This is a genomic window from Streptomyces sp. NPDC003379, assembly GCF_053589195.1.
This window is the reverse complement of record NZ_JBSFRK010000025.1, coordinates 35,263-53,688: the sequence shown is the minus strand read 5'-3', so window position 1 is coordinate 53,688 and position 18,426 is coordinate 35,263. Positions and strand designations below refer to the sequence as shown.

15 protein-coding genes and 2 pseudogenes are annotated in these 18,426 nt (G+C 70.7%); 13 read left to right on the top strand and 4 right to left on the bottom strand.

The window, feature by feature from the left end:
• Positions 1-8: 8 nt before the first annotated feature.
• From ACWDVB_RS24260 to ACWDVB_RS24250, 3 genes and pseudogenes are all read right to left on the bottom strand, one after another.
• Positions 9-200: a DUF397 domain-containing protein gene (locus ACWDVB_RS24260; RefSeq protein WP_451516660.1), complete on the bottom strand. Its 192-nt coding sequence runs from the start codon at positions 198-200 to the stop codon at positions 9-11.
• A gap of 11 nt (positions 201-211) precedes the next feature.
• Positions 212-355 carry a hypothetical protein gene (locus ACWDVB_RS24255; protein ID WP_451611995.1) on the bottom strand — a complete coding sequence of 48 codons (144 nt, stop codon included), beginning with the start codon at positions 353-355 and terminating at the stop codon, positions 212-214.
• Between the two features lie 123 nt (positions 356-478).
• A pseudogene (locus ACWDVB_RS24250) lies at positions 479-1,039 on the bottom strand (NADP-dependent oxidoreductase); the annotation flags it as partial.
• A 1-nt stretch (position 1,040) separates the two neighbouring features.
• Here ACWDVB_RS24250 and ACWDVB_RS24245 point away from each other — a divergent pair.
• A pseudogene (locus tag ACWDVB_RS24245) lies at positions 1,041-1,547 on the top strand (GlxA family transcriptional regulator); the annotation flags it as partial.
• A 21-nt stretch (positions 1,548-1,568) separates the two neighbouring features.
• On the opposite strand, the gene ACWDVB_RS24240 reads toward ACWDVB_RS24245, so the two are convergent.
• Entirely contained in the window at positions 1,569-1,904 is a 336-nt protein-coding gene (locus ACWDVB_RS24240; protein ID WP_451516662.1) for a DUF427 domain-containing protein, read from the bottom strand.
• 51 nt (positions 1,905-1,955) lie between these two features.
• Here ACWDVB_RS24240 and ACWDVB_RS24235 point away from each other — a divergent pair, with 51 nt between their 5' ends.
• The 12 genes from ACWDVB_RS24235 (at position 1,956) to ACWDVB_RS24180 (ending at position 18,414) form a co-directional block, all read left to right on the top strand.
• The gene (locus tag ACWDVB_RS24235) at positions 1,956-2,501 is read left to right on the top strand and encodes an LOG family protein (protein WP_451516663.1); all 546 of its coding nucleotides are present in this window, start codon (positions 1,956-1,958) and stop codon (positions 2,499-2,501) included.
• Between the two features lie 7 nt (positions 2,502-2,508).
• The gene (locus ACWDVB_RS24230) at positions 2,509-3,207 is read left to right on the top strand and encodes an SDR family oxidoreductase (RefSeq protein ID WP_451516664.1); all 699 of its coding nucleotides are present in this window, start codon (positions 2,509-2,511) and stop codon (positions 3,205-3,207) included.
• The gene (locus tag ACWDVB_RS24225) at positions 3,204-4,235 is read left to right on the top strand and encodes a methionine synthase (RefSeq protein WP_451516665.1); all 1,032 of its coding nucleotides are present in this window, start codon (positions 3,204-3,206) and stop codon (positions 4,233-4,235) included. Before ACWDVB_RS24230 ends, ACWDVB_RS24225 begins: the two co-directional genes overlap by 4 nt.
• 30 nt (positions 4,236-4,265) lie before the next feature.
• Positions 4,266-6,449, top strand: a complete 2,184-nt coding sequence (gene ligA, locus ACWDVB_RS24220) for an NAD-dependent DNA ligase LigA (protein ID WP_451516666.1) — start codon at positions 4,266-4,268, stop codon at positions 6,447-6,449.
• A 314-nt stretch (positions 6,450-6,763) separates the two neighbouring features.
• Entirely contained in the window at positions 6,764-9,088 is a 2,325-nt protein-coding gene (locus tag ACWDVB_RS24215) for a putative bifunctional diguanylate cyclase/phosphodiesterase (RefSeq protein ID WP_451516667.1), read from the top strand.
• 177 nt (positions 9,089-9,265) lie between these two features.
• Entirely contained in the window at positions 9,266-9,562 is a 297-nt protein-coding gene (gene gatC / locus ACWDVB_RS24210) for an Asp-tRNA(Asn)/Glu-tRNA(Gln) amidotransferase subunit GatC (protein ID WP_010984178.1), read from the top strand.
• A 5-nt stretch (positions 9,563-9,567) separates the two neighbouring features.
• The gene (gatA, locus tag ACWDVB_RS24205; protein WP_451516668.1) at positions 9,568-11,061 is read left to right on the top strand and encodes an Asp-tRNA(Asn)/Glu-tRNA(Gln) amidotransferase subunit GatA; all 1,494 of its coding nucleotides are present in this window, start codon (positions 9,568-9,570) and stop codon (positions 11,059-11,061) included.
• On the top strand, positions 11,058-11,297 hold the full coding sequence (locus ACWDVB_RS24200; protein ID WP_451516669.1) for a hypothetical protein: 240 nt from the start codon (positions 11,058-11,060) through the stop codon (positions 11,295-11,297). Before gatA ends, ACWDVB_RS24200 begins: the two co-directional genes overlap by 4 nt.
• A 16-nt stretch (positions 11,298-11,313) precedes the next feature.
• On the top strand, positions 11,314-12,828 hold the full coding sequence (gatB, locus tag ACWDVB_RS24195; RefSeq protein ID WP_451516670.1) for an Asp-tRNA(Asn)/Glu-tRNA(Gln) amidotransferase subunit GatB: 1,515 nt from the start codon (positions 11,314-11,316) through the stop codon (positions 12,826-12,828).
• A 371-nt stretch (positions 12,829-13,199) separates the two neighbouring features.
• Positions 13,200-15,299: a phosphocholine-specific phospholipase C gene (locus ACWDVB_RS24190; protein WP_451516671.1), complete on the top strand. Its 2,100-nt coding sequence runs from the start codon at positions 13,200-13,202 to the stop codon at positions 15,297-15,299.
• A 249-nt stretch (positions 15,300-15,548) separates the two neighbouring features.
• Positions 15,549-17,867 carry an MMPL family transporter gene (locus ACWDVB_RS24185; RefSeq protein WP_451516672.1) on the top strand — a complete coding sequence of 773 codons (2,319 nt, stop codon included), beginning with the start codon at positions 15,549-15,551 and terminating at the stop codon, positions 17,865-17,867.
• The gene (locus tag ACWDVB_RS24180) at positions 17,836-18,414 is read left to right on the top strand and encodes a GNAT family N-acetyltransferase (protein WP_451516673.1); all 579 of its coding nucleotides are present in this window, start codon (positions 17,836-17,838) and stop codon (positions 18,412-18,414) included. Before ACWDVB_RS24185 ends, ACWDVB_RS24180 begins: the two co-directional genes overlap by 32 nt.
• Positions 18,415-18,426 lie beyond the last annotated feature (12 nt).

Sequence of the window (18,426 nt, the reverse complement as noted above, 5' to 3'; positions counted from 1 at the left end):
CACACCGGTCACTCGAAGACGTACGCCGCCTTGAGACTCCGCACCAGCGCCCCCAGCGCGGCCCGGTCCGTCGTCAGTACGTCGGCCGGGCTGTCGCTTTCGCGGAGGGCGATGCCCTCGGGGGCGGTCGCGGCTATCTCGACGCATGCGTTGCCAGAAGCCTCCGAGAACGAGGACTTGCGCCACTTCAGCTCGGACAAAACGGGTACCTCTACAGATCTCCGGCGATTTCGAGGATTCGGTTCCTCGACTCACTCGGATTCAACGCCACCCGTTCGACCAAGTCCAGACGGCGACGGAAGTTGGCCAGTTGGGTGGGGGAGTCGAAGAAGACAGCGCCGATTGGTGAGTCCACCTCCACGGTGTCCAGGCATAGGGGAGGGGCCGTACGGGCCGGGCGGCAAGACCATGTGGTTCGAGCTGGCCCTCCGTCAAACGCCACCGCCCGCCCTCGTGGCCTGATCAGCAGCCCAGTTGATCAGTGGACCCGCAGGACGATCTTGCCCTGCGTGCGGCCCTGCTCGCCGTACGCGTGGGCCTTCGCGGCGTCCTCCAGGGGCAGCACCGTGTCGATCTCGACGCGGAGCTTGCCCTCGTCCACCAGACGGGCGATCTCCAGGAGGCCCAGGCGGTCCGGTTCTACGACCGTCCAGCCGGCGTGCACGCCGAGTTCCGCGGCCCGTGCCGGGTCCGGCAGGCCGCCCGGGTCGGGCAGCGTCACCAGGTGGTCGCCGGGGCGCAGGACGGCCAGGGAGCGCGTGCCGTACGCGCCGCCCACGCCGTCGAGGACCACGTCCACGTCGCTGACCGCCTCGGCGAAGTCCACGCGCGCGTAGTCGACGACTTCGTCCGCGCCGAGTCCGCGCAGGAACTCGTGCTTCTCCTCGCGGGCGGTTCCGATGACGTACGCGCCCCGCGCCTTGGCGATCTGCACGGCGAGGTGTCCCACGCCGCCGGCGGCCGCGTGGATCAGCACCCGCTGTCCGGCGCGCAGCCCGGCCGTCTCGATGAGGCCCTGCCAGGCGGTGAGCGCCGCGAGGGACGGCGACCTCCTGACGGCGGCCGGTGTCGGCGCGGGCATCGACCTCTGCCTGCACCTGCTGCGCCGCGACCACGGCAGCGCCGTCGCCCACCGCGTCGCCCGCTTCTGTGTGGTCCCGCCCTGGCGCGAGGGCGGGCAGGCGCAGTACATCGAACGGCCCGTCCCCGAGCCCACGCTCGCCACGACGGCCGCCACGCGCGCGTGGGCCCTCGAACGGCTCCAGGAGCCCCTGCCCCTGGGCGAGCTGGCCGCCCACGCGCGCATGAGCCTGCGGACCTTCACGCGCCGCTTCCAGGAGGAGGTCGGCATGCCTCCCGGGCGCTGGCTGACCACTCAGCGCATCGAACTGGCCCGCCAGCTCCTGGAGTCGAGCGATCTGCCCGTGGACGTGGTCGCCCACCGGGCGGGGTTGGGCACCGGCAACTCCCTGCGCCAGCACATGCGTGCGGTGCTCGGCGTCTCACCGGCGGCCTACCGCAAGACGTTCGCCGCCGCCATCCGGTGACTGGCCCTGTCGCCCCCGTGGCTATCCCTGCTGTGCGGTGATCTCCGCGTCGTAGAAGCAGTAGTGGTCCTTGACGGCCGCCACCTCCGGCTTCGGCTCCCGGTACGCCCACACCGCGTCCTGCGCGCCCGGCAGCGACCAGTAGGAAGCCGTGCCCTTGAAGGGGCAGTGCGTGGTCGTCGCGGACGGCGTCAGCAGATCCGTACGCACGTCCTCCGGAGGCAGGTAGTGGCGTACGGGGTAGCCCGTCTCGCGCAGCAGCAGCGGACGGCGGCTCTCCGCCACGACCTGGCCGTCGTGCACCACGCGCACGTGGTCCGTGCCCTGCTCGACGGTGATCCGGTGTCCCTTGGTCACGGCATGTCCTCCTCGGCAGGTGCTGTCAGAGTCGGACCGTACCGTGGGCGCATGAACATTTGCGTCTTCCTCTCCGCCGCCGACCTCGACGACCGTTACACCCGCCCCGCGCGGGAGTTCGCCGAACTGCTCGGCAAGGGCGGGCACACCCTGGTGTGGGGCGGTTCGGAGAGCGGCCTGATGAAGGTCGTGGCGGACGGTGTCGACGAGGCGGGCGGGCGGCTCGTCGGTGTCTCCGTCGACTTCCTCGCGGCCAAGGCCAGGGCCGTCACCGAGCCCCACGAGATGGTGATCGCGCGCGACCTCGCCGAGCGCAAGGCGCTCCTCCTGGAGAAGGCCGACGCGGTCGTGATCATGGTCGGCGGTACCGGCACGCTCGACGAGGCCACCGAGATCCTGGAGCTCAAGAAGCACGGCAAGCACACCAAGCCGGTGGTCCTGCTGAACTCCGCGGGCTTCTACGACGGCCTCAAGGAACAGTTCCGGCGCATGGAGGACGAGGGCTTCCTGCCCCTGCCGCTGACCGACCTGGTCTTCTTCGCCGAGGAGCCGGTGGGCGCGCTGGCCTACCTGGAGGAATCACACGGCACCCGGTGATGCGAGCATGGCGGGTATGGCAACACATGTGATCACCGGGGCCGGCTCCGGCATCGGCGCGGCCGTCGCCCGCCGCCTGCACGCACGCGGCGACGACCTCGTCCTGCACGCGCGGGACGCGGGCCGCGCCAAGGAGCTCGCCGCCCGGTTCCCCGGGGCGAGCACGCTCGTGGGCGACCTGTCCGAGCCCGACAAGCTCTCCTGGGCCTTCGGGCACCAGTCGCTGCCCGCGCGCGTGGACTCCCTCCTGCACATCGCGGGCGTCGTCGACCTCGGCCCGGTCGGTGAGCTGACCCCCAAGGCCTGGCGCCACCAGCTCAACGTCAACCTCATCGCCCCCGCCGAGCTGACCCGTCACTTCCTGCCCCAACTCCGGGTCTGCCAGGGGCACGTGGTGTTCGTCAACTCGGGCGCGGGTCTGACCGCCAACGCCGACTGGTCCGCGTACGCCGCCTCCAAGCACGGCCTGAAGGCGCTCGCCGACTCCCTGCGCCAGGAGGAGCACGGCAACGGCGTCCGCGTCACCTCGGTCTACCCCGGCCGCACGGCGAGCGCCATGCAGGTCAAGGTGCACCAGCAGGAGGGCAAGGAGTACGACCCCTCCCGCTTCATCGACCCCGAGTCGGTCGCCACCACGATCGTCATGGCCCTGGACCTGCCGCGCGACGCGGAGGTCAACGACCTGACGGTGCGGCCGGGCCGATGAGCGACACGTTCACCGACGACACATTCACCTGGGGCCCGGCGACCGGCGTCGGGTCCATGCCCGGCGGGGACGCCCGCGAGGCCGCGAAGACCGTCACCGGCAGCTTCGACGGGCCCGAGGAGGGCATCCCGTACCTCGCCGAGCTGCCCGCGCGCGGACCCGGCGCCGATATGATCGGCCGTACCGTCGGCATGCTCGTCGACCTGTACGCGCGCGTGGAGCCCAGCGGCTGGCGCATCGGCGACCGCCCCGGGCGCGACACCAAACGGGCCAGGGCCTGGCTCGGCGAGGACCTCGACGCCTTCGAGGAGTTCACCCAGGGGTACGAGGGACCGCTGAAGGTCCAGGCCGTCGGCCCCTGGACGCTCGCCGCCGCCCTGGAGCTGCGCAACGGCGAGGTCGCCCTCTCCGACCAGGGCGCCTGCCGCGACCTCGCCGGATCGCTCGCCGAGGGCCTGCGCGAGCACCTCGCCGACGTGCGCCGCAGGGTGCCGGGCGCGCAGGTGGTGCTGCAGCTCGACGAGCCCTCGCTCATCGCCGTGCTGCGCGGCCACATCAAGACCGCCAGCGAGTACCGCACCCACCGCGCCGTGGACCGGCAGGTCGTGGAGGACACCCTGCGGGACGTCCTGGCCGTCCAGGAGGGGTACGGCCCGACGGTTGTGCACTCCTGCGCGCCGGACGTGCCGTTCGCGCTGCTGCGCCGCGCCGGCGCCCATGCGATCTCGTTCGACGCCTCACTTCTCACCGAGCGTGACGACGAGGTGATCGGCGAGACCGTCGAGGGCGGCACGAAGCTCTTCGCCGGTGTGGTGCCGGGCGTGGACGGCCGATTGTCAGACCCTGCCGGTAGCGTCATGGGTGTCAGGACGTTGTGGCGCAGGCTGGGGCTGAATCCGGGATCGCTCGCGGAGTCGGTCACGGTCACTCCGTCGTGCGGACTCGCGGGGGCTTCACCCGCGTACGCGCGCGCGGCGCTCGCCCACTGCGTCAAAGCGGCGAGATCGCTCGCAGACAACCCTGAGTAATTGGGTATGACGTAACGGGAGGACGAAACGGTGGCTGTCGAACAGCAAGGCTCTGTGCCCGCCGAGGCACGGGATCACCATGCCCAGCTGGCCGAACAGATCGAGGAGCACCGCTTCCGGTACTACGTGAAGGACCAGCCGGTCGTCAGCGACGCCGAGTTCGACAGGCTCCTGCGTTCCCTCGAAGCCCTGGAGGAGAAGTATCCGGAGCTCAGGACGCCGGACTCACCCACCCAGAAGGTCTCCGGTTCGTACGAGACGGAGTTCACGGCGGTCGAGCACCGCGAGCGCATGCTCTCCCTCGACAACGCCTTCGACGACGAGAAGCTCGCCGCCTGGGTGGACCGCGTCGCCAAGGATGTCGGCACCCCGGACCACCACTTCCTGTGCGAGCTGAAGGTCGACGGCCTCGCCGTCAACCTCACGTACGAGCACGGCAAGCTGACCCGCGCCGCCACCCGCGGCGACGGCCGCACCGGCGAGGACATCACGCCGAACGTCCGTACGATCGCCGACATCCCGCAGCGCCTCAAGGGCGACCGCGTCCCCGCCCTGGTGGAGATCCGCGGCGAGGTCTTCTTCCCGATGGAGAAGTTCGACGAGCTGAACGCCCGCCTGGTGGAGGCGGGCGACAAGCCCTTCGCCAACCCGCGCAACGCGGCGGCGGGTTCACTGCGCCAGAAGGACCCGCGCGTCACCGCCACCCGCCCGCTGCACATGGTCGTGCACGGCATCGGCGCCCGCGAGGGCTTCGACATCGACTGCCTCAGCCACGCCTATGAGCTGCTGCACGAGTGGGGCCTGCCCACCGCCCAGCACAACAAGGTCGTCGACGACCTCCAGGGCATCCAGGACTTCATCGCGTACTTCGGAGAGCACCGCCACTCCGTGGAGCACGAGATCGACGGTGTCGTCGTCAAGCTCGACGAGATCCCGCTCCAGGGCCGCCTCGGCTCCACCTCGCGTGCCCCGCGCTGGGCGATCGCCTGGAAGTACGCGCCCGAAGAGGCCAACACCAAACTCATCAACATCCGCGTCGGCGTCGGCCGCACCGGCCGCGTCACGCCGTACGCCCAGCTGGAGCCCGTCACCGTAGCGGGCTCCGAGGTCGAGTTCGCGACCCTGCACAACCAGGACGTGGTGAAGAAGAAGGGCGTCTTCATCGGGGACACCGTCGTCATCCGCAAGGCCGGTGACGTCATCCCGGAGATCCTCGGCCCCGTCGTGGACCTGCGGGACGGCACCGAGCGGGAGTTCGAGATGCCCGCCGAGTGCCCCGAGTGCGGCACGGCGCTGCGGCCCATGAAGGAGGCCGACATCGACCTCCGCTGCCCCAACGCCCAGTCGTGCCCGGCCCAGTTGCGCGAACGTCTCTTCTACCTCGCGGGCCGCAATTCCCTGGACATCGAGAATTTCGGGTACGTCGCCGCGGCCGCGCTGACCAGGCCCCTGGAGCCCGCCGAGCCGCCGATCCTCGACGAGGGCGACATCTTCGACCTGAAGGTCGAGGAGCTGCTCCCCATCAAGTCCTACGTCCTCGACCAGGACTCCGGTCTGCCCAAGCGCGACCCCAAGACCGGCGAGGAGAAGGTCGTCGCCTTCTTCGCCAACCAGCAGGGCGAGGCGAAGAAGAACACCCTCGCCATGCTGGAGAACATCGCGGCGGCCAAGGAGCGCCCGCTCGCCCGCGTCCTCACGGGGCTCTCGATCCGGCACGTCGGCCCGGTGGCCGCCGAGGCGCTGGCCCGCGAGTTCCGCTCCATCGACCGTATCGAGCAGGCCACCGAGAAGGAGCTGTCGGACGTGGCGGGCGTGGGCCCGATCATCGCCGCCTCCCTCAAACAGTGGTTCGCCGAGGAGTGGCACCGCGAGATCCTCCGCAAGTGGCGGGCGGCCGGGGTGCGCATGGAGGAGGAGACGAGCGGCGAGGACGAGGGCCCCCGCCCCCTGGAGGGCCTCACGGTCGTCGTCACCGGAACGCTTGAGCACTACACCCGGGATGGCGCGAAAGAGGCGCTGCAGACTCGGGGTGCGAAGGTGACCGGTTCCGTTTCGAAGAAGACGTCCTTCGTGGTCGTGGGGGACAACCCGGGTTCGAAGTACGACAAGGCGATGCAGGTGAAGGTTCCGGTTCTCAACGAGGAAGGCTTCGTTGTGCTGCTGGAACAGGGACCGGACGCGGCGAGGGAAGTCGCGCTCCCGACCGAGGAGTAGCGGTTGAAGGCCACCCGTTCAGCGCATACCAGATGCATACGGGTGGCCGGGTCGCATTCGGGCAACCGTAGTCGACCGCTGCCCGTGGAAGCCTTCTGCGGCCTACTGTTGAGGTGTGCGCCTGCCGTGCCCCGCTGCGAACGGGGTATCTCCTGCTCAACAAGAGCATGGAAGGGGGCATCCCCTGCTCGGCACGAGTTCGGGAGCAGTGCATCCCCTTGCTCGTCGAGAGCGCGGGGACGGATTTTCGGACCCGGCCGCCTTTGGGCCGAGTCCGTTTGGCGTGGGCACCGCCGGCTGTGAGAGGGACGGGAATGGAACCGACCGAGAGCGCCGCCCCAGACTCACCGCTGCGCGCGCGCCGGTGGCGCGCGCCGGGCACCTGGCTGCGCGGCCGCCGTACCGTGCGGACCGCCGACCCGGGCACCACGGGCGGGACGGCGGCCGGGACGCTGAGCACCGTCATCGAACCCCGTGAGCGGGCCTGGACCGCCCCTCCCACCGGACACGGCACGGAGAGCGCCGTGGCCCTGGTGGGCGGCCCCACCGAGGAAGACCCTCGCGACCCCTGGCCGCTGCTGCCCGTCCTGGTCGTGACGGCGGCCGCGATCCTGCTGGGCACGGGCTTCTTCCAGGCCTTCACGGGCCGGCACACGCTGTTCCCCTCCGGCACGGCCGGCTGGTCCCTCGCCGTCCTCACCGGACTCATCGTCGGCCACCTCGTCGCCCTCGGCCGGGACCGCTGGTGGGGCGGCACGGGCTCCGGCGGGGCGCTCACCGTCGCCGTACTCCTGCTGTACGGATGGGTGCCCGCCGGAATGGTCAGCCTCACCGTTGTCGTCCTCGTCGGCGTCGCGCGCAGACACCGCTGGCGCCAGGGCGTGCTGCACGGCGCGGTCGACATCCTCGGCATCGGCGCGGGCGCGCTCACCCTGACCGCGTTCGGCACCTCACCGACGGCCGAATCGCCCTGGCTGCCCGAGACCTGGGACCTGTACACCGCCCCCGAGGTGGCCCTGGTCGCCGTCGCCTACCTCGTCGTCACCCGCGTACTGCTCTGGTACGTCCACGCGCCGCGCACCGGCGCCCTGCCGACCGTCACCCGAACGGCCCTGGTCAGACAAGGTCTTCTCGGCATCGCACTGCTCGGCATCGCACCGCTGATCTGTGTGGTGGCCATCTCCCTGCCGATCCTGCTGCCCCTCTTCGCGATCCCGCTGGTCGCGCTCGACTCCACTCTGTGGATCGCCCGCGCCCGGGCCGAGGAGCAGCTGAGGGACCCGCTCACCGGACTGCCCAACCGGCAGTGGCTGCTGGAGCGGACCTGGACGGCACTCGACGACGCCGAGCGGATCGGGGCACGGTCCGCCCTGATGCTGATCGACATGGACCGCTTCCGGTCGGTCAACGACACCCTCGGGCATCTCGCCGGTGACCGGCTGCTGCTGCAGATCGCGGACCGGCTGCGGCTCGCGCTGCCGCGCGGCGCGGAGGCGGCCCGGCTCGGCGGCGACGAGTTCGCCGTGCTGCTCCCCATCGCCGACTCCACGACGTCCGCCACGCGCGTGGCACGCCAACTGGTCGCGGCCCTCGGCTCACCGCTCGACCTCGACGGCCTCACCCTCGTCCTGGAGGCCAGCGCGGGCCTCGCCGTCTTCCCCGACCACGCGCTCGACGCGGAAGGGCTCCTGCGCCGGGCGGACGTGGCGATGTACCAGGCGAAGCGGGACCGCACGGGCGTCGAGGTGTACGAGTCCAAGCGGGACTCCAACACTCCGGACCGGCTCGGGCTCCTCGGCGACCTGCGGCGGGCGCTGGACGCGGGCGACGTCGAACTGCACTACCAGCCCAAGGTCCGCTTCGACGGCAAGGTCGCGGGCCTCGAAGCGCTGGTGCGCTGGGTGCACCCCGAGCGCGGCAAGGTGCCGCCGGACGAGTTCATCGCCATCGCCGAATCGTCCGGCCTCATGCCGCACCTGACGGAGTACGTCCTGGAGTCGGCGCTCGGCCAGGTGGCCAAGTGGCAGGCGCAGGGCCTGAAGGTCCCGGTCGCCGTGAACGTCTCGCCGCGCGACGTCCACACGCCGGGCTTCGCGGGCGCGGTCGCGGCGCGCCTGGCCCGGCACGGGGTCCCCGCGGGGGCGCTCCAGCTGGAGATAACGGAGCACGTGCTCCTGGAGGACCCGCAGCGCGCCGCGGACACCCTGGCCGGGCTCACCGGCCACGGCGTCAAGATGTCGCTCGACGACTTCGGCACGGGGTACTCCTCGCTGGTCCACCTGCGGCGGCTGCCCGTCAGCGAGCTGAAGATCGACCGTTCCTTCGTGGCGCGGCTCGCCGTCGACAACGAGGACGCGGAGATCGTCCGCTGCACGGTGGACCTCGCGCACTCGCTGGGGCTGCTCGTCGTCGCCGAGGGCGTCGAGGACGACGAGACGTGGGAGCGGCTGCGGGACCTCGGGTGCGACGCGGTCCAGGGCTGGCTGGTCGCCGCGGCGATGCCTCCGGAGGAGACGACCGCGTGGCTGCGGGCGCGGGGGTCCCGTGGATGGCGGCGCCCCGTGGACCTGGCGGCGGAGGAGGCGGCGCTCGCTGAAGGCTCCGACGTGGGGGAGTCCTCGGGGCACGTGGTCAAGTAGCCGGCCGGTGGTTGTCCGGCCGGGCTCGGTCCGGCCGGGCTCGGTCCGTCGCGGAGCGCCGGGGGTGGCTGCCGGGCGCCCCGCCGGAGCCCGTCAGGGAAACCGTTTAACGGCCATGCCACCCCGACCCATAGGATTGGGGCCACAACCCGCAAACTCACCCCTGAGGATCGCCGCATGCCTGGCATCACGCGCGAGGAGGTCGCCCACCTCGCCCGCCTTGCACGTCTGGAGCTGAAGGCCGAGGAGCTCGACCACTTCGCCGGACAGCTCGACGACATCATCGGCGCGGTCGCCCGCGTCTCGGAGGTCGCCGACCAAGACGTACCGCCGACCTCGCACCCGCTGCCGCTGACGAACGTCATGCGCGCGGACGAGGTCCGTCCGTCGCTCACCCCCGAGCAGGCGCTCTCGGGCGCCCCCGCCCAGGAGCAGCAGCGTTTCAAGGTGCCGCAGATCCTGGGGGAGGACTAAAGAACATGACGGACATCATCAAGCTCACCGCCGCCGAGATCGCGTCGAAGATCGCCTCCGGCGAACTGACGGCCGTCGAGGTCACCGAGGCCCACCTGGCCCGTATCGACGCCGTCGACGAGAAGGTGCACGCCTTCCTGTACGTCGACCGGGAGGGCGCCCTCGCGCAGGCCCGCGCCGTCGACGAGAAGCGCGCCAAGGGCGAGAAGCTCGGCCCGCTGGCCGGCGTCCCCGTCGCGCTCAAGGACATCTTCACCACCGAGGGCATCCCGACCACGGTCGGTTCCAAGATCCTCGAGGGCTGGATCCCGCCGTACGACGCGACGGTCACCAAGAAGCTGAAGGCCGCCGACGTCGTCATCCTCGGCAAGACCAACATGGACGAGTTCGCCATGGGGTCCTCCACCGAGAACAGCGCCTTCGGCCCGACCGGCAACCCCTGGGACCTCACCCGCATCCCCGGCGGCTCCGGTGGCGGCTCCGCCGCCGCCCTCGCCGCCTACGAGGCCCCCCTCACCCTCGGCACGGACACCGGCGGCTCCATCCGCCAGCCCGCGGCCGTCACCGGCACGGTCGGCGTCAAGCCCACCTACGGCGGCGTCTCCCGCTACGGCATGGTCGCCTTCTCCAGCTCCCTGGACCAGGGCGGCCCCTGCGCCCGCACCGTCCTCGACGCCGCGCTGCTGCACGAGGCCATCGCCGGCCACGACGAGCTGGACTCGACGTCCATCGACGCCCCGGTCCCGCCGGTCGTCGAGGCGGCGCGCAACGGCTCCGTACAGGGCATGCGCGTAGGCGTCGTGAAGCAGTTCTCCGGCGAGGGCTACCAGGCCGGTGTCGTCCAGCGCTTCAACGAGTCCGTCGAGCTGCTCACGTCGCTCGGCGCCACCGTCGTGGAGCTGGACTGCCCGTCCTTCGACCTCGCCCTGTCGGCGTACTACCTGATCGCGCCCTCCGAGTGCTCCTCGAACCTCGCCCGGTTCGACGCCATGCGCTACGGCCTGCGCGTCGGCGACGACGGCACGAAGTCCGCCGAGGACGTCACCGCGCTCACCCGCGAGGCCGGCTTCGGCGACGAGGTCAAGCGCCGCATCATCCTGGGTACGTACGCGCTCAGCTCCGGCTACTACGACGCGTACTACGGCAGCGCCCAGAAGGTCCGTACGCTCATCACGCAGGAGTTCGAGAAGGCGTTCGAGCAGGTCGACGTGATCGTCTCCCCGACCACGCCGACCACCGCCTTCCCGATCGGCGAGCGCGCCGACGACCCGATGGCCATGTACCTGGCCGACCTGTGCACCATCCCGACCAACCTGGCGGGCAACTCCGCCATGTCGCTGCCCTGCGGCCTCGCGCCGGAGGACGGCCTGCCCGTCGGACTGCAGATCATCGCCCCCGCCATGAAGGACGACCGCCTGTACAAGGTGGGAGCCGCCGTCGAGGCCGCCTTCGTGGAAAAGTGGGGGCACCCGCTGCTGGAGGAGGCACCGTCGCTGTGAGCGCACTGAACAAGGCCAAGGGCTTCAAGAAGTCCAAGACCGGTACGTATCTGTCGATCGGCACCACCGCGTTCGGCGCGATCTCCGTGTTCAAGCAGGCCAAGAAGGCCCGCTACGACCACGACACGCTCCGCCTCGTGGACGCCGTCGTCTCCGCTGCCGCCATCGCCACGGGCGTCGCGCTGCTCCTGCGTGAGCTCAAGCGCCTCGGCGACGACGACGTCCTGCTGGGCTGAGAGGGAAAGTTTCACCGTGACTGTCACTACTGACCTGGTGTCGTACGAGGAAGCCCTCGCGACGTACGACCCCGTCATGGGCCTTGAGGTCCATGTCGAACTCGGCACCAAGACCAAGATGTTCTGCGGCTGCTCGACGACGCTCCAGCAGGGAGCGAACAGCCAGACCTGCCCGACCTGCCTCGGCCTGCCCGGCGCACTGCCGGTCGTCAACGAGATCGGCGTCGAGTCCGCCATCAAGATCGGCCTCGCGCTGCACTGCGAGATCGCCGAGTGGTGCCGCTTCGCCCGGAAGAACTACTTCTATCCGGACATGCCGAAGAACTTCCAGACCTCCCAGTACGACGAGCCGATCGCCTTCAATGGCTATCTGGACGTCCAGCTGGAGGACGGCGAGGTCTTCCGCGTGGAGATCGAGCGCGCCCACATGGAGGAGGACACCGGCAAGTCCACGCACGTCGGTGGCGCGACGGGCCGTATCCACGGCGCCTCGCACTCCCTCCTTGACTACAACCGCGCCGGCATCCCGCTCATCGAGATCGTCACCAAGCCGATCGAGGGCGCGGGCGAGCGCGCCCCCGAGGTCGCCAAGGCGTACGTCGCCGAGCTGCGCGAGCTCATCAAGGCGCTCGGCGTCTCCGAGGCCCGCATGGACAAGGGCCAGATGCGCTGCGACGTCAACCTCTCGCTGCGCCCCCAGGGCCAGGAGAAGTTCGGCACGCGCAGCGAGACGAAGAACGTCAACTCGCTGCGCTCCGTGGAGCGCGCCGCCCGCTACGAGATCCAGCGCCACGCCGCGGTGCTGTCCTCCGGCGGCACGATCATCCAGGAGACCCGTCACTTCCACGAGGAGGACGGCTCCACGACCTCCGGCCGCATCAAGGACAACGCCGAGGACTACCGGTACTTCCCGGAGCCCGACCTCGTCCCCGTGGCCCCGTCCCGTGAGTGGGTCGAGGAGCTGCGCGCCGGACTCCCGGAGCTGCCGCGGCTGCGCCGCAACCGCCTGCGCGAGGAGTGGGGCGTCTCCGAGCACGACATGCAGTCGATCCTCAACGCCGACGCCATCGGCCCGATCGTCGCCACCATCAACGCGGGCGCGGACGCCGCGTCGGCCCGCAAGTGGTGGATGGGCGAGCTGGCCCGGCACGCCAACGAGCAGGGCGTCGACCTCGGCTCGCTGGCGATCACGCCGGAGCATGTCGCCCGCGTCACCGAGCTCGTCGCCTCCGGTGACCTGAATGACAAGCTGGCCCGCCAGGTCATCGAGGCCGTCCTCAAGGGTGAGGGCACGCCGGACGAGGTCGTCGAGAAGCGCGGCCTGAAGGTCGTCTCGGACGAGGGCGCGCTCACCGCCGCCGTCGACGAGGCCATCGCCGGCAACCCCGGCGTCGCGGACAAGATCCGCGGCGGCAAGGTCGCCGCGGCCGGCGCCCTGGTCGGCGCGGTCATGAAGGCCACCCGCGGCCAGGCCGACGCGGCCCGCGTGAAGGAACTCATCCTGGAGAAGCTGGGCGTCAGCGAGGGCTGAGCCCTGCTCCGGCCATGAGAGGGGCGGCGCACCCGAAAAGGGGCGCCGCCCCTTTCGCGTACCACCAAGACCCCTACGGCACGTCGGGGTTGCCGGGGCCGCCGCGCAGCCAGTCAGCAGCGTCTTCGGCGTTGGCGGCGGGCCTTGTAGTCGGCGGGGAGTGACCCTGACAACGCCCTTGCCGAAGGCCGCCGGAGCCCAGGGCGAGGCCTTCGCGTCCGGGACCTTTTGGACGTTCACCCCGACTTTGTCCCCCAGCCTTCACAAGGAAACGTCACGTCACTAGCGTCCCCGCCGAACAGGTCAATGGATCAGCAGAGAACCATTGACTGTCGGCCAGGACCACTGGCAGGACTACTGGGAGGTCGCACGTGACTCCGGAGATTTCGCGCAGACGTCTGATGGCGGTCGGCGGCGGCGCGCTCGGCGCAGCCGCCGTCGGCTCCTTCCTGCCGCCTTCGCTGCAGGAGGCGCTCGCGCACGAGCCGCCGCGCGGTGGCGGTCTCGACTCGATCGAGCACGTCGTGATCCTGATGCAGGAGAACCGTTCCTTCGACCACTACTTCGGCTCGCTGCGGGGCGTGCGCGGCTTCGGCGACCGCAACGCCATCCGGCTGCCCGGCGGCACGTCCGTGTTCGAGCAGCCCGGCGTGCTGCGCACCATCCTGCCCTTCCCCGTCCGCGAGGCCGCCGAGACGCAGAAGAAGGACCTCCAGTACATCGGCGACCTCGACCACTCCTGGAGCGGCGGCGCCAAGGCTTGGCACGACGGCTGGATGGACGGCTGGATCACCGCCAAGACGGCGGCCACGATGGCGTACTACACGCGCGAGGACATCCCGCTGCACTACGAACTCGCCGACACCTTCACCGTCTGCGACGCCTACCACTCCTCCATCCACACCTCCACCAGCCCCAACCGCAACCACCTGTGGAGCGGCAGGACGGGCTACGAGGCGAACGGCAAGCGCGCCGTCGGCAACGACGCCTACGCCGAGGGCACCCACCCCGGCTACGGCTGGGGCACGTACGCCGAGCGCCTGGAGAAGGCGGGCGTGAGCTGGCGGACGTACACGGAGTGGGAGAACTTCACCGACAACCAGATCGAGTTCTTCACCACCTTCAAGGCCATCGCCCGCAAGGTCCTCGCCAAGACCGGCCTCACCTTCATGGAGGCCTTCTACGCCAAGGTGCGCGACGCCAGGGACGAGACCGAGCGCGCGAAGCTGCTCGCCACCCTGGAGGAGGGCGTCGCCACGCTGAGCAGGCATGAGCGGTCCCTGTTCGAGCGCGGCCTGCGGCGTGTGCCGACCGGCAGGCTCGCGGAGGAGTTCGCCAAGGACGTCGCGGGCGGCAAGCTGGCGAAAGTCACCTATCTGGTGCCTTCCGCGGTGGATTCCGAGCACCCCAGCGTCTCCTCGCCGATCCACAGCGCGACCATCGTCTACAAGATCCTCGACGCGCTCGCCTCGCACCCCGAGGTGTGGCGCCGCACCGCCGTCTTCATCAACTACGACGAGAACGACGGCTTCTTCGACCACGTCCCGCCGCCCGTGCCCGGCGGCGACTCCGCCGAGGAGAAGGAGGAGCGCTGGGACGGGAAGCCGACCGGGCTCGGCGCGCGCGTGCCGATGCTCGTCGTCTCGCCGTGGACCGTCGGCGGCTACGTCTGCTCCGAGGTCTTCGACCACACCTCCGTCGTGCGCTTCCTGGAGAAGTGGACCGGCGTCAAGGAGCCCAACATCAGCGCCTGGCGCCGCAAGGTCACCGGCGACCTCACCGGCGCCTTCGACTTCCGACGCGCCCACCGGCAGCCGGACGTCGAGAAGCCCGGCGCCATCCCGGCGTTCAGCGGGCGCTGGGCCCCGCAGCCGCCCGTGAAGCAGTCCATGCCGGTCCAGGAGCCGGGCGTCCGGCGCGCCCGGCCGCTGCCGTACCAGCCCGACGCGGACGTGCGGCCCCGCGAGGACGGCACGCTCACGGTGCGGCTGAGCAACGGCGGGCGCTCCAGCGCCCACTTCGCGCTCTATCCCTACGCCGGCGAGTTCAAGATCCCCCAGCACCAGGACGTCGTCCGCAAGGGCTCGTGGACCGTGCCGGTGCCCGGTGACACGTACGCCTTCACCGTCACGGGGCCGAACGGCTTCCGCCGCGAGTTCACGGGCGGCAAGGACGGTGGCGCGCGGCTCGCCTCCGCGATCACCCGGCGCGAGCTCCACCTCACCCTCGCCAACTGCGGCCGCGCGGAGCTGGTCTTCACGGTCAAGCCGCTCGGATACGTGGACGACGAGGACATCAGGCGCCGGACGCGGACCGTCCGCGTCAAGGCGGGCAGCAGCCGGACCGTCGCCTGGCGGACCGAGGACGAGCACGGCTGGTACGACGTCGAGGTCACCGCCGACCGCGACACCGCCTTCCGCCGCCGCCTCATGGGCCACATCGAGAACGGACGTGCGAGCGTCTCGGGCTGACGAGTATCTCGGGCTGATGAGCGCCTCTGGCTGACGAGCGGTGCACATGGGTGCGCGGAGTTGCCCTGGATACCTCCGCGCACACCTTGTGCTCTTGTGAGTATGGCCACGAAAGGGACTAAGGATCTCCAAGGGCTGTCAAGGTGTTGGCGGCGCTCATGTCGCCTCTCATGTGTTCTTTGCGGGCTGTTCAGTTGTTTCAGTGCTGTTCCCGGTCAAAGATCCACGAATCACCCAGGGAGCCAGTACGTGGCAGCACTCGCACGGTGGTGCGTCAAGCACCGCCTTCTCGCCGTCCTGCTCTGGCTCGTCGCCCTCGGCGGCGCCGCGACAGCCGCCGCCGTCGCCGGATCCGCGTACTCGAACGACTACGAAGTCCCCGGCACCGAGTCGGGCCGCGCGACCCAACTCCTGGACAAGGGGTTCCACGGCCTCGGCGGCGACAGCGACACCGTCGTCTGGCACACCGGCTCCTCCGGTGCCGCCGACCCCGCCGCCGACCCCGCCTCCGTCCGTGCCGCCGACGTCGAGCAGACCATGTCCGGCGCCCTGGACAAGATCGCCCAACTGCCCGCCGTGGCCTCCGTGACCAGCCCGTACGACAGCGGCGACGGCGGCGGCAAGGGCGCGGGCGGGATCAGTGACGACGGGCGCACCGCCTACGCCACCGTCACCTTCCGCGAGCAGGCCGACGACCTCGACAAGGCCGACGCCCAGCAGGTCGTCGACACCGCCAAGGCAGCCGAGTCCGACGGCCTCCAGGTCGAACTGGGCGGCACCGCCATCGGGCTCACCGAGTCCAAGAGCGCCCAGACCGCCGAGATCGTCGGGGTCGCCGTCGCCGCCGTCGTGCTCTTCCTCGCCTTCGGCTCGCTCGCGGCGTCCGCCCTGCCCATCGCGACCGCCCTGGTCTCCGTCGGCACCGCGTACGCAGGCATCGTGCTGCTCGGCCATGTGATGACCGTCGCTGACTTCGCGCCCATGCTGGGCACGCTGATCGGCCTCGGCGTCGGCATCGACTACGCCCTGTTCATCGTGACCCGGCACCGCAAGGGCCTCAAACGCGGTCTGCCCGTGGCCGAGGCCGCCGAGCGGGCGGTGGCCACCACCGGGCGCGCCGTCGTCTTCGCGGGCGCCACCGTCTGCATAGCCCTGCTCGGCATGCTCATCCTGCGGCTCAGCTTCCTGAACGGCGTCGCGATCGCCGCCTCGCTGACCGTCGTCCTCACCGTCGCCGCGTCCGTGACCCTGCTGCCCGCGCTCCTCTCCTGGATCGGGCCGCGCGCCCTCAGCCGCCGCGAACGCCGCAGGCTCGCCGAGCACGGGCCGCAGCCGGAGCTGCCGACCGGGCTCGCCGCCCGCTGGGCCGCCTTCGTGGAACGCCACCCCAAGCTCCTCGGCGGTATCGCGGTCCTCGTCATGGCCGTGCTCGCACTGCCCACCTTCGCCCTGCACCTGGGCACCTCCGACCAGGGCAACAACCCTTCGTCCGCCACGACCCGGCAGGCCTACGACCTGCTCGCCGACGGCTTCGGGCCGGGCGTGAACGGCCCCCTGACACTGGTCAGCGAGGTCTACGGCGCCGGTGACCGCAACGCCCTCGCCGACCTCGCCACGACGCTGAGATCGGCCGAGGGCGTCGCCTCCGTGAGCCCGGTGACGTACGACGGCAACGGCCGCACGGCCTTCCTCACCCTCGTCCCCGACTCCTCCCCGCAGTCCGAGGCGACCAGCGAACTCGTCGACCGGCTGCGCGGCGACGTGCTGCCCGCGGCGGAGGCGGACAGCTCCCTTGACGTGGCGGTCGGCGGTGTCACCGCGAGCTACGACGACTTCGCGGAGATCATCGTCGGGAAGCTGCCGCTCTTCGTGGGAGTCGTCATCGGGCTCGGCTGCGTACTGCTCCTGCTCGCCTTCCGCTCGATCGGCATCCCGCTCAAGGCCGCCGTGATGAACGTCGCCGCCGTCGCCTCCGCGTTCGGCGTCGTCGTCGCGATCTTCCAGTGGGGCTGGGGGGCCGAGCTGCTGGGGCTCGGCAGGGCCGGGCCGATCGAGCCCTTCCTGCCCGTGATCATGGTGTCGGTCCTCTTCGGGCTCTCCATGGACTATCAGGTGTTCCTGGTCAGCCGGATGTACGAGGAGTGGCTGGAGACCGGCGACAACCGGCGCGCGGTGCGGGTCGGCCTCGCCGAGACGAGCCGCGTCATCAACTCCGCGGCCGTCATCATGATCTCCGTCTTCCTCGCCTTCGTGCTCAGCGGCGACCGTGTCATCGCGATGTTCGGCATCGCCCTCGCGGCGGCCGTCGCCCTGGACGCCTTCGTCCTGCGGACGCTGCTCGTGCCCGCCCTCATGCACATGCTCGGCGGCGCCAACTGGTGGCTGCCGCGGCGCCTGGACCGCCTCCTGCCGCGCATCAGCATCGAGGCGCCCGAAAGCCGTTCGAATGTGAGCGGCGTGCGTGCGAAGATCCCCCGGCGGCTCGGCACGCACGCGCCGCGGGACGACGTGAGTGGACCTGAGGAACGGGAGCGGGATGTTCGCGATATCGCTGGGCGAGGGCGCTGAGCTGCGGCCGATCGAACCGTGGCAGGCAGAAGAGTTCTCCGGGCACATCGAGCGGGCGCGGGAGTACGCGGGACCGTGGGTGCCCTTCACCGTGACCGTGAAGGACCTCCAGACGGCGAAGAGCTTCCTCCAGGCGTACGCGGACAAGCAGACCTCCGACACCGGGCGCCTCTACGGCATCTGGCTGGACGGCACGCTCGTCGGCGGTGTCCTCTTCCGGATCTTCGACACGAGCGTCGACGGCTGCGAGATCGGCGTCTGGCTGGAACCGTCGGCCGCCGGGCGCGGACTGGTCAACAAGGCCTCGCGGATCCTCATCGACTGGGCGGTCGAGCAGCGCGGCATGCACCGCGTGGAGTGGCTGGTGTCATCCCTCAACGACCGGAGCAAGGTCGCCGCCGAGCGGCTCGGATTCACCAAGGACGGCGTGCTGCGGGAGAGCTTCCCCTGGCAGGGAGTGCGGCATGACATGGAGGTGTGGTCCGTCCTCGCCCCTGAGTGGCGCGCGGCGCGGGACGCCGCGCCTTCCACGGACAGCGCTCGTTAAGGAAGCTCTCAG

Coding starts and splice junctions, on each gene's coding strand:
- ACWDVB_RS24235 (WP_451516663.1), top strand. CDS start 1,956: ATGAACATTTGCGTCTTCCTCTCCGCCGCCGACCTCGACGACCGTTAC.
- ACWDVB_RS24230 (WP_451516664.1), top strand. CDS start 2,509: ATGGCGGGTATGGCAACACATGTGATCACCGGGGCCGGCTCCGGCATC.
- ACWDVB_RS24225 (WP_451516665.1), top strand. CDS start 3,204: ATGAGCGACACGTTCACCGACGACACATTCACCTGGGGCCCGGCGACC.
- ACWDVB_RS24180 (WP_451516673.1), top strand. CDS start 17,836: ATGTTCGCGATATCGCTGGGCGAGGGCGCTGAGCTGCGGCCGATCGAA.
- ACWDVB_RS24215 (WP_451516667.1), top strand. CDS start 6,764: ATGGAACCGACCGAGAGCGCCGCCCCAGACTCACCGCTGCGCGCGCGC.
- gatA (WP_451516668.1), top strand. CDS start 9,568: ATGACGGACATCATCAAGCTCACCGCCGCCGAGATCGCGTCGAAGATC.
- gatC (WP_010984178.1), top strand. CDS start 9,266: ATGCCTGGCATCACGCGCGAGGAGGTCGCCCACCTCGCCCGCCTTGCA.